The organism is Bradyrhizobium sp. Rc3b, assembly GCF_900114915.1.
In the GTDB taxonomy this organism is placed as follows: domain Bacteria; phylum Pseudomonadota; class Alphaproteobacteria; order Rhizobiales; family Xanthobacteraceae; genus Bradyrhizobium.
Genome location: NZ_FOUS01000041.1, coordinates 1 through 10,862, shown reverse-complemented (window position 1 = coordinate 10,862; position 10,862 = coordinate 1). Strand labels below are relative to the sequence as shown.

7 protein-coding genes and 5 pseudogenes are annotated in these 10,862 nt (G+C 59.6%); 5 read left to right on the top strand and 7 right to left on the bottom strand.

The window, feature by feature from the left end:
• On the bottom strand, nt 1–266 hold a 266-nt coding region (gene tnpA, locus BM190_RS39190), incomplete at its 3' end, for an IS66-like element accessory protein TnpA (RefSeq protein ID WP_092263373.1).
• 382 nt (nt 267–648) lie between these two features.
• Between tnpA and BM190_RS41555 the strand changes: the two are divergent.
• Nucleotides 649–1,111 (top strand): annotated as a pseudogene (locus BM190_RS41555) (SOS response-associated peptidase family protein); the annotation flags it as partial.
• Between the two features lie 125 nt (nt 1,112–1,236).
• Nucleotides 1,237–1,672, top strand: a pseudogene (locus tag BM190_RS39185) (ISNCY family transposase); the annotation flags it as partial.
• Between the two features lie 743 nt (nt 1,673–2,415).
• On the opposite strand, the gene BM190_RS39180 reads toward BM190_RS39185, so the two are convergent.
• Both BM190_RS39180 and BM190_RS39175 read right to left on the bottom strand, forming a co-directional pair.
• Nucleotides 2,416–4,326 carry an AAA family ATPase gene (locus BM190_RS39180; protein WP_143109207.1) on the bottom strand — a complete coding sequence of 637 codons (1,911 nt, stop codon included), beginning with the start codon at nt 4,324–4,326 and terminating at the stop codon, nt 2,416–2,418.
• A 259-nt stretch (nt 4,327–4,585) separates the two neighbouring features.
• Nucleotides 4,586–4,906: pseudogene (locus BM190_RS39175) on the bottom strand (IS630 family transposase); the annotation flags it as partial.
• Between the two features lie 940 nt (nt 4,907–5,846).
• Here BM190_RS39175 and BM190_RS41720 point away from each other — a divergent pair.
• The 3 genes and pseudogenes from BM190_RS41720 to BM190_RS39160 all read left to right on the top strand — a co-directional run bounded on the left by BM190_RS41720 (nt 5,847) and on the right by BM190_RS39160 (nt 7,526).
• Nucleotides 5,847–5,978 carry a hypothetical protein gene (locus tag BM190_RS41720; protein WP_283806157.1) on the top strand — a complete coding sequence of 44 codons (132 nt, stop codon included), beginning with the start codon at nt 5,847–5,849 and terminating at the stop codon, nt 5,976–5,978.
• A 447-nt stretch (nt 5,979–6,425) separates the two neighbouring features.
• A pseudogene (locus tag BM190_RS42060) lies at nt 6,426–6,581 on the top strand (DUF4236 domain-containing protein); the annotation flags it as partial.
• Nucleotides 6,582–7,526 carry a hypothetical protein gene (locus BM190_RS39160; RefSeq protein ID WP_244550913.1) on the top strand — a complete coding sequence of 315 codons (945 nt, stop codon included), beginning with the start codon at nt 6,582–6,584 and terminating at the stop codon, nt 7,524–7,526.
• A 166-nt stretch (nt 7,527–7,692) separates the two neighbouring features.
• Here BM190_RS39160 and BM190_RS39155 read toward each other — a convergent pair.
• The 4 genes and pseudogenes from BM190_RS39155 to BM190_RS39145 form a co-directional block, all read right to left on the bottom strand.
• Nucleotides 7,693–7,947: pseudogene (locus BM190_RS39155) on the bottom strand (nucleotidyl transferase AbiEii/AbiGii toxin family protein); the annotation flags it as partial.
• A gap of 410 nt (nt 7,948–8,357) precedes the next feature.
• Nucleotides 8,358–8,648, bottom strand: a complete 291-nt coding sequence (locus tag BM190_RS42055; RefSeq protein ID WP_502687032.1) for a ubiquitination-like system serine protease family protein — start codon at nt 8,646–8,648, stop codon at nt 8,358–8,360.
• A gap of 525 nt (nt 8,649–9,173) precedes the next feature.
• On the bottom strand, nt 9,174–9,827 hold the full coding sequence (locus tag BM190_RS39150; protein ID WP_143109206.1) for an ATPase: 654 nt from the start codon (nt 9,825–9,827) through the stop codon (nt 9,174–9,176).
• A gap of 45 nt (nt 9,828–9,872) precedes the next feature.
• A partial coding sequence (locus BM190_RS39145) for a phosphoenolpyruvate carboxykinase (ATP) (RefSeq protein ID WP_143109205.1) occupies nt 9,873–10,862 on the bottom strand: 990 nt, incomplete at its 5' end.

The window sequence follows — 10,862 nt, the reverse complement described above, 5'->3', positions numbered from 1 at the left end:
GAAGACGCCGGTTGCGGCGCGCTGATCGATATCGGAGCCGGCGCCGGAGTGATTTCGACAGGAACGAGAACTGACACCGCGTCACCGCCCAGGCGGCCCTGTCGCGCATGCCGACGCCAGGTGAACAGCAGGCTCGGAGCCACCCCATGCCGGCGCGCGATCCCGCAGACCGTCTCACCAGCTTGCAAGGTCTCCTCAACAAGGCGGACCTTCTCGTCGTAACTCCATCGGCGCCGGCGCTCGGCGCCCAATACCTTCACCTGCATAGCGGCATGACCTTAAGGCTAGACTTAAGGTCACATCCTCAGAAAGACGCCCAAACTTCACAAGACGGCCGCCGCCGGAGAGATACGCTCTTACTCACCTCAAGCATTGTGAAGCACGTAAATGATCACACACGATCAAGCCCCTCCTATCTGTTCTACTGTGTACTTTGCAGGAGGCGAGCGAGCGCCCTGTCTGGATCCGGTGGCGACTGACATCCATGCCTCGCGTTACCGTGAGAGCGCTGTTGGTCGTCTGCGTGTTCTTCGCGGCGCTGTGTGTGAAGCTTCGCGCCCTCACTCCTGCCCCGCTCACCGCCCTTCGGCGACCCTGCTGCAGGTGCAGCGGTCACGTCACGCTGCTCGGGAAATGTGAAGATGTGCAATCTACTCGATCACCACCGACGAGCCGGCGATCAGCGCCGTGTTCTGCGGTCAACCCGCTAAGTCGGCGATCTCTTACCGATGCCCGGAAGCTTTCCTGACTACAAAGCGCCGATCGTCCGGACCAGCGCCGACGGCCGCGAGCTCGGAACTGCGCGCTGGGCTGTGCCTCCTCGCAGCATGCGCCAATGGAGGCGACCGGCTGGAAGCCAAGGTAAGCCAGTCGAAGTCAAGGAACTCTTCCCGATGGAGCCGGACGGCGGCACGACGATTATCCGTGACGTGAAAGCAAAGATTGGGCGCGTTGGCTGGGTCCGGAGCCTCGGCGCGTGGTGCCGTTCAACTCGTTCAGCGGCGACATCTGGTTTGCTCTCGACGGTAGCCGGCCACTCGCCCGCTTCGCGGGCATCTGGACGAACTGGACTTCGGTCTGGAAGGTCAACAAAGGCGAGACCACCAACGATCGCTGCGCGTTGGGATCGCCCTTCATGTTGTTCCAGGCGTACTGGATTTGGCCTGGCAGCAGGGGCGGATCGTTGATGCGGAAATTGACCGCCATATCGGTTTTTTCTTGCGGGTCGCCCGGCCCCGGACCCTCGTGCTCACCGACATCGCTACCGGCTGGACGGAGTGCGCTCCTCTGACCGCGCGAACAGACACGGTTGAGCACGGTGCTGACGGAATTGCGCAAACAATTGCCTTTTGCGCTGCTCGGCCTCGATACTGACAATGATACCGTGTTCTGAACGAGACGCTGAAAGCCTACTGCGAGGCGGCCAACATCGTCTTCAGGCGTTGCCGGCCTACCGAATGACCAAGCGTTCGTCGAGAAGAACGGAGCCGTCTTACGCAGAATGGTCGGCTATCGTCGGTTCGAGAGTCTGGAAGCGACCAAGCTGCTGGCTGTGCGGCTGTTCGTGAACTTCTTCCAATCCTCGTTCAAATTGATAGCCAAGCAGCGCGACGGCGCGCGTGTGCGCAAGACATACAGCGCGCCGTCAACACCACACCAGCACTTGGCCGCCGCCTCTCCGAACAAGCTTCTTCGAACGCTTCAACGTCGACTTAGATCCTGGCGCAGCGAGCAAGCGAACGGTTGCTGTTCGTTAGTACGGAGGAAACGCTTCCAGGGTATGAGGTCACAGCACCCCAATGATGTGCCAGGTGCCAGCGGAGGAGGCCGGGGCCCTCCGAAACGCCGGCCATCTCCGCAACCGGCGTCCTCCTCAACCCGAGCCGGGAGCAAAATAAATGAGGCAACCGATCGCACTCGGGAGCATCGATATGTGAGGCAATATGCGCTCCCATCATGATTGTCGCGCCGTCTTCTTCACAGCCAGGGATAAGGGCGTCCCAAACAGCCAAACCGAACGGGCCTTTCCTCCCCTCACTTTGGCCGCCGGCGCCTATGGGATCGGCGGTTCTCTTCGGCATCGGATCAACGCTCCTGTTATCTGCGAAAGTTTCGCGGGTCGATCGGACTCGCCATCCCTGTAAATTTCGCTGCCCTCATCGCACGCGCTGTTGGTGATACCGAGTCGAGACGTTCAACAGCTGGCTGTAACATGATCGGTTGCCGTCAGTCGGAATCCGCAGGCTGGTTTGATCGAAGAAACAATAGGAAGTGGACAACCGAACTGGGCCGTGTACCATAAATTCGGCGTCCTGATGTGAGTTGTGACTACGTCCGCTTTGGTCCTACAACACCAAATTCGTGCGGCAGGCAGTATGTCGCGATGCGCTAGAAGACTGCATTATTCGGCCAACCCTACCGAAGCGCGAAATTGCGGCAGCTATAGCTCAGTGTCGCCGGATCAGCGTTGGCAAACAGGCGCAGGAGACCCGTCCGCACCAGACGCTCGACCTCATCGGAGTTATTGGAAGCAAACAGCCGACGGTTCTCTTCGAAGCTCAGGGCGTTATCCGGCCATTGGGGACCGCCTAGCGCGTGCGCTTTAAGGAATACCGCGACCTCACCCGCTGTGATCGGAAGCTCTGTCCATGGGCCAGGTCGTAGCTCATCTGCGATCGTCGAGAGACTTCCTTCGGCTTCCGTTGGTTCCGCTTGGAACGACAGCGGCACTTCACCTCGGCGTGGATGGGCGAGTCCCAGCAGTGAGCCGACATCAGCAGCGGCGCCGCCGAACGCGCCGGCGACATAGATCGGCTTCCGCTGTGCCAGCGTGAGCATCACTTCCTCGGCGATTCCTGGAAACCGACCCTTGTGTCCGGACCTTGCTCCCGCGACGACGAATCTCGCAACCGAAGCGTCAGTCACTGCAAGTCGCCTGCGAAAATGCTCGAGCGCCGAGCAGAGCCATGGCTCCGATGCCGCGCGCTCGCGTTCCTTATCTGTGAGATGGGGCGCAAACGTCACCCTCAGGCCCAGGCGATCGCGGTCTGCCACGGGTACCACGGCGTCGACCGAGTCGCGTTCCTGCTTGATGTCATCGAGGAAATTTTCCAGCCACGGGTCGGGCTTGCCGCGGCGATGCGCGCGCGGCTCGGCAGGTCGCCGGCGTAACTCCTCCCCGAGAAATTTCATCAGCCAGCCGCCGGGCCCCAAGGCCCAGCGGCCAGCATAAGAAAGCGTCGCGCCTTCGTTCCAGAGCCAGCGCGCGACCGTGCGCCACATATCCTGGACCTCGGCCGTTTCGTCGTACCCGCTGAACGCGATCGATCCGCCGATCAATTTCGCATCCAGTGGACCGCGATCGATGTGCAATCCCAGCAGATGATCCTCGGGCAGGTCCTGCCATTCGAAGCGCCTGTTCTTTCTTATATCGCTCAAATCGACCACGGCGGCAATCGAACGCGCGCCGTGACGATATCGACCGGCCTGCAGCAATGATTTCATGAGATTGGGATCCGGGCGGAACGAACCTGGACTTTTTCCTATCGCACCCCTCAACTCGGCGCGAAACAGGATTGCCCGCCGCAACATCCGAGGCTCCTCGTTTGGTCCGCACAAGTCCAGAAAGCCGCGCAGGCGGCTGATGAAATCGGGCCCCTTCGCTCGCTGAAATTCGGGCAGCCGATCGAATTCAGAGAACTGCCGCATGGTCGGGGCGGTGCCGCCGGCAAAGATGTACACCGCCCGCCGTAATGTAATGACATTGCCGTTGTGCAAGAACTGACCATCCTGCATCGGAGCGAGGAACCATGCGAGCCAGCCATACGGGGCGCCATCCCTGGGAGCATCGAACTCGTCGAAGAAGATGACTGGTACCGCCCTTCGGGCGAAGCTGCCGTTTTTCTTGCCCTTGAACCACGACCATCTGGAAGTCGCCGGCATCGCAGCGTCAGCGTGAGCCTGAGCCTGAGCCAAGACGCCGCTAAGAGCACTCGCGTCAGCGGCTTGGGTGAGATTCACGGTTATTGGCTTCGCGGCCAGCTTAAGTTCCTTCAGGATTTGCTCGACCGCGAATGACTTTCCGCTTCCGGGGGGCCCGAATACAGCAAGCGACAGGGGGCGTCGGGGATCATCCTGCCGAGCGACATACTGCTCGATTAGATCGCGCATTGCGCCCAGATGGGCGCGCTCGGCGTCGGTAAACGGAAAAAGCTCGCCGAATGGGTCTACACCGCTGATTGTGGGTCGTGGTCCATTGTAGTCGGCGGTGACGATTGCGAGCGCCTGATCAAGGGCGGGATCATCCAAAGGAATCGGTGCACTCATGGCCTTCCTCCTCGCACGTGTGCCACCGAGTGTCCTCCAATGGACGGACAAGAATTCTCGATTGCGGACACGCCGGTAATGTATATCTCCATTTGGAGATGCAGACAAATACGTGACGGCTCTCGGAGGGCCGCGGCCCTAAGTCCGCCTTGGCTCACATTCCGCCCTGGGTCGCTCCCATCGCCCGTTCGGGTCACCTTCAGAGAGCAGAACTCGTGGCGCTCTGAAGCTGGGGTCTCGAGCCTTATATCCGAACGCCCCCTCGAGAGGTGGCGGTGCTATGGCTCAGCCAATCCGTCGCATCTGGCGGCGTCATTGCGCAACGTCCGCTCAATCACGGCAGCAACCTGATCGTCGTTGATGGTTCGAGTGCGGCCAGCGCGGGCCCCCTCAAGCAGGCCACCGAGGTGAGCCTTCAAAAATCGGCGGCGCCATTCGCCGATGGTGTGTCCGTGGATGCCGAGTTCGCCCGCTACAGACTTGTTCGGTAATCCGTCCGCCCGCAGGATTGCCGGCATCTCTCACTCAGATAGGACCGGGAATCTCGATCACGACGAACTTGCCTCTCCAGGTACGCCCGCCCGAACGTCGGCTCCCATTATTATAGCCCACGGGTAAAACTCCCCATCGAATGGGCCGCGCCCCGAGTCCCGCCTCTTCGCTCGTTATCGATGAGTGCCGTAACGGTTGCCAGTTCTCGAATTGACATAAGTCCCGCCACGGTGTGATGAGCCGGATCCGCCCAAATAGCTGCCGCCATGACTGGTCGTGTGATGTCCGCCGCCGTAGCTGACGCGCCCTCCATGCCCTCCGCGTGCGTTTGCTTGTCCAAGCACGCCGAGCAGCAACAGACCGGCAGCTATTGCAATCAACTTCATTTTTCGCCCGCCCCTTTCGAATGTGGAAGCGTATCCAAGCGCAGCCGATGCTCGATAACAACCTTTGATATGGCGCAAATGTGCAGCCTTACGCCGGGAACAGCGGGAGCGGAGCCGTTTTCCTGCGCGAGTAAGGCGCTCCCTCGTCCGTGAAACTTCTCGACCTCCAAATGCAGCCGTTTGGTCGTTTGAAAGCCCAATCCAATCGAGCAGAAATACCGCAGATGAAGGGCCCTCTACGCTGATTATCATCATGGCCGCGATGCTAACGTAGGCCCGCTACTTGGTTGGGGCCAACATTGTCATCGCAGGAAATTTCCACCCGGTCGACTGCTGCAGGCGCTTCGGGAAAGACTCTACGTCGTGATCGAGCGTCACCGCGAGCTGTCGGCCGCGCTACGACGGGGCGTTGTCCGTATCGCCGAAGCTCGATTGTTGGGCCGGGTTTGATGCTGCGGACGAAATCAGCACTTCAAAGGAGCCATGCTCTCGCGGACCATGCGAATGTGCTCATCCGGTCAGCGCCAACCGCGATCGCTGGCGTCATTGCTCTGGCCCGTGTCGGCAGCCTACGAGAGTGGGAGCTTCCCGATGATGATGCATGGCATCAGGTGTTCTTAGAAGTGCTGGCAAACGCGATCGATGGAAACCGTCCTGGCGCAGCGATTGGGCGAGACGGCGATTAACATGACGCTCGCCTTCATCTTCCGCGGCATACTTTTCTGGGGAGTCATTGCTGCGCTACTCTATTTCCTGTGGAAGTTGCCCTTCTGAAGCCCGACTATTAGGGGCTCGCCCGAGCCAGTGTCGACGCAATGAGGAGCGGCTGCTTTCAACCACGGTAATCGCCCGCTCCTGGAGCATGGTTGCGATATCAGTTCCGGTCGCTCTGCCCGAAGCTGGTCTGTCTTTTAAATCATCGACCACGAACGCCTTGCGAGCCAGTCATCAAGCTCGCGAGCTGGTCGACATCAGTTCGTCGGCGAACCATACTCAAAAGGCAGTTGTGGGCAGTGCCCCAAACAATGTGCCTGAAGGGCCGGACAAAACGATCGAGCGGCGCGACGGGCTATGTATCAGGATTAACGCGGGGGCAGACCCCCCTTAGACCTCCATCAACTATACGGGGCGGACCAGCGCCCCCTCACTCTTGTAGCATTCGATGTCTGCAAGATAGAATGGCACGATCCTACTTTCACCGTTTGCCAATCGTTGTTCTGAATGGTCTTTAGATTCCGCCGCAGCTTCAAGATCATTCCCGGCGTCCGGCTGAATGTGAGCGGGAGTGGTGCCAGTGTTACGCTCGGGCCGCGCGGCCTGCACTACACTGTTGGCCCAGGTGGTAGGCGCACGACGATAGGTCTGCCGGGATCGGGAGTGTCGTGGACGTCATACCAACCATATGGGGCGGCAAACGCCTCGCCGCCTCCCCTGCCGGACGTACACCAGCCGCCGGTCCCTGATCCGATCGAGGTCAGCCAGGCCACGGTGATCGACAGTGCTCCGATCGATGAGCTAGTCGCCAATTCAACCATCGATATTGCGCAAACTTTGGCGGCCGCCCGATCCAGATGGGGGCGGTACAAGATATTGATCGGGATGCTGACCGCACTCTTTGCCACTGGCGCCCTGATGGTCGCCGGCTCAGCTTTCGCCGTCCCCCCTCTCGCGGCCTTTGTCCTGACGGCCGGCGCGGTTCTGATCGTCGGATCGCTCGCAATCCATGGTCGCCAATCCAGCACCGTGTCGCTCGAGTACGAGCTGTCAGCGGATTTTTCGTCCCGCTTTGAAAGCCTCGCTTCGGCCTTTCACGATTTGGCCAGTTGCGGCGGCATCTGGAACGTTCCTCTTGAGATGCAGGAAGCGGATTGGAAGCGCAATGCTGGTGCCTCGAAGCTGATACGACGGCACCCGATCTCCTTGGGCAGAGACAAGCCGCTCTTGGTCAAAAGCAACGTCGATTTCCTGAAGCTGCCACTTGGAAAAGAGACCTTCTACCTGACGCCTGACGCCATCCTCGTCACTGCCGGCAGGACGATTGCAGCTTTCGCCTACCAGGATGTCCAGTTCGCGTTCCGAAATGCTCGGTTCATCGAGGAAGAGACTCCACCTCGTGACGCCATCGTGGTCGACCAGACTTGGCGTTATGTGAATCGCAAGGGTGGTCCGGACCGGCGCTTCAACAACAATCGGCAGCTACCGATTTGCCTTTACGGTGAGATCGATATGCGCTCCGCAGCCGGCGTGAACGAGCGCATCCAATGTTCGCGCGGAGACGTCGCGGAGAGATTCGTCTCAACTCTCGCGGCAATGTCGGCCTGACGGCGCGACTGGCCGTGTAGGTTTAACTATCCAGGCGGTCACAATCGTGCGGACATGGAAACGGCCTCAGCGGCACCGGGGCGATTATGCGGAGCCGTATCTCGCCTTGGCAATCTTCGCATCGCCCAGCCTTACAATGTCGTACGGCGGGCGAAGCGCTCGCCTTTCAGTTTGCCTTTGCCTGGGTCTCACCGGTTGCCTTGAGTCTGCTTTCTCCAGCCGCTGCTCGAAGAACGGTAATGCTTTCTCCCTTCACCCAGACTGGGAGGCTCTCGCGCCTGCGCGCTCCATTTCTTGCTCTGACTGCGAGTTCGGGGATGGGATTTTCCTCGCTAGTGTTCACAAGGTCCGGAGCTATCGTTCGATTGTCGAAGGTGAGATAGACATCTTCCGAAAAACGGCGGATCGCACCGTAAACCTTTGATAGCCAAGTTCCGCCTTCGAAGACGAGACGATCGCCTAGGGACCGCCTCGTCTGCGCTGCCCTTGCCGCGCTTCGTTCAGCGCAAGCCGCTCAAGAGCGGCGGCTGGGGCTATTTCTTTCACGTGCCGTCTTGAGCGCGGAAGGCAGGATGCACTATCCAGAACGTGCCGCTCGGCACGGACTACAACGGCGCCGTATGTCGGGCTGAAACGATCCTCTTGCCGCCTCGATGCGTGGCGCACTAGTCTAGCGCCCAGACCCGGCATGGCTGAGAAGCCGCCAACCACGCTTAAGATGATTTGCCCGGAAAGAGCGGGCTTTGCAGGAGCAATGATGGAGGGCAGGATCGGCCCGGTACCCGATAGCTGCGGACCCGATCGGAATCTGCCCGATTGAACGCGAGGCGCTTAAATAACGTGCGCCTTGTTATGGCGTAGGACGAAGTGGACGCGACACCCCGACGTTAAATGAACCGAAGGAAACAGCGAGATCGTCCCATCGGCTTCCGCTCGGAACTTCCATGCTGGAGGCATCGCCTCTGACACACTGATCCGCCTCACTTCCCCACAGTCATCCGGACAGTTCATGAGAAGCCACTTTGCACCCGAGGTACCTTTGACCAAGACGATCGCATTGCTTGATAGCAACGGCGTGGCATCCGCCTGAGAGTTGACCCAATGGACAGGGCCGTACTGCACGACGTTGCGATAGACATGTGTCCGCGAAGGAGGCGCGCCGATATCGGGTGCCGGCGTGGACGGCGGCGCCTTTCCAAAAGAACGCAATCCATTGCAGCAAAGCCGTCAGGAGGCGCATAGACAAGCCTCTGCATTCAAGATCAGGTTGGCGGCGAGGCGATAGGCATCGGAATTTTTCTTACGCGCCCGCCACAGAAGATGAGCGGCCACCATCAGCTGATCACCGACGTTTGGGCCCATCTGCATTCTGACCTGGCAAATCGCATCGCCAGAGCAAAAAAATAGTCCCGCGTGCCGTCCGAACTAGAGTGAGAGGCCCATGCCCATACGAGATCTCCGCGCCCATCCCCGCCCTCATGCCCCAAGGTCAGCCCAGACCGACTGGGTCTCGTCTGCCTCGAGTCCGGCGCCATTGCACCGAATGCTCCAGCAAGGGCGCCGCAAAGGTTGCGAGCGATACGTTGATAGCAAGGGTGCGGATCTTTACGGCCGCAGCAAAATTGCGGGGATCAGATGCATTGGGGCTTACCGGGACTGTGAGGCTAAAGAGTCGCCTTCGATCGAGTCGGCTTCCAAAGGGCTCTCAGGCCACAAACAATAGTTCACCGCCCACGGCGGGATGAACTGTGCATTCACATGTCTTGCAACATGATGGCCATCAACATTTTCGAGGCGGAGAATCAACCGCGGTCCGAAATCAATCGAGCTGTTGTCGAAAACGAAGGACTCATCGACAATTCTCATCGCTTCGCGCAGACTGTTCATCGTGCGGTGCCAACGATCAACGATCTTATTCCTCGGCACGTCGTGTCCGCCCAATTCGACACGTGCAGCAACGCGAGCGATGTTGGTGGTCGGGTCGTCGGTCCCAACAAAAAACATCGAAGTCTTGAACCCAGCAGCATTAGCTCGACCCAAGATGGCGAGCTTACTTGGATGGGACATCACGGTTTCGAAGCTAAAGCTGGCGCGGTCATGGATGCAGCGCTCCCGGAGCGTATCAGCTTCCGATTGCGCCGCTCGTACCCGATCATCGTATGTGCCCTCAAGAGTTTTCGCGATGTCATCGGGGTTTATGTAGACGCCAAAATCAATGCCCTTATCGCGCAAATACTGCGTGAGCGTGGTCTTGCCCGATCCGTTCGGCCCAGCAACCATGAGCAAGAAAGGGCGCGACAAAAGAAACCTCAGATCAAGCTAGCTCATCGCGGAACGGCCGCAGGCCTATGCGACAGCTCGGATTAGCGATGACGCGTAAGCTTCGATTTCAGCTCGAACTTCAGCGTCAACCTTAGCTTCAAACTTGGCAAAATTCTTCTGGAACATACCGACCAGCGCACGGGCGGTCTTGTCGAACTCGTCCTTGTCCTTCCAGGTATTGACTGGGTTGAGGATCTCGGCCGGCACGCCCGGCAGCGCAGTCGGGACTGCAAAGCCAAAATATTTGTCAGTGCGGAATTCGACGTCGAGGAGCGAGCCGTCGAGCGCGGCGGTGACCAGTGCGCGCGTCAACTGAATTGGCATACGGCTTCCCGCGCCATACTTGCCGCCCGTCCACCCGGTGTTAACGAGCCAACAGTCGACACTGTGCTTAGCTATTAGCTCGCGCAACATGTTGCCGTATACGGAGGGATCTAAAGGTAAGAACGGCGAGCCAAAGCAGGTCGAGAATTCCGGCTGCGGCTCGTTGCCGAGACCGCGCTCGGTGCCCGCAACCTTGGCTGTGTAGCCGGAGAGGAAGTGATACATCGCCTGCGCCGGCGAGAGTTTTGCGATCGGCGGCAGCACGCCGAAGGCATCAGCTGAAAGCATCACCAAATTTCGCGGGTGAGGAGCACGGCCGGTGCGTGAGGCGTTCGGGATGAAGTGGAGCGGGTAGGCCGAACGCGTGTTCTCGGTCTTGGAGCCGTCCTCGAAATCCACCACGCGGGTATCTTCGTCGAGCACGCAGTTCTCGAGAACCGCCCCGAAGCGGGTCGAGGCCGCGTAGATCTCGGGTTCGTCTTCCTGCGACAGCTTGATGCACTTGGCGTAGCAGCCGCCTTCGAAATTGAAGACGCCGTTCGGGCCCCAGCCATGCTCGTCATCGCCGATCAGCGTACGGTTGGGATCGGCCGACAGCGTGGTCTTGCCGGTGCCGGACAGGCCGAAGAAGATCGCCGCGTCGCCCTTGGCGCCGACATTGGCCGAGCAATGCATCGGCATCACGCCGCG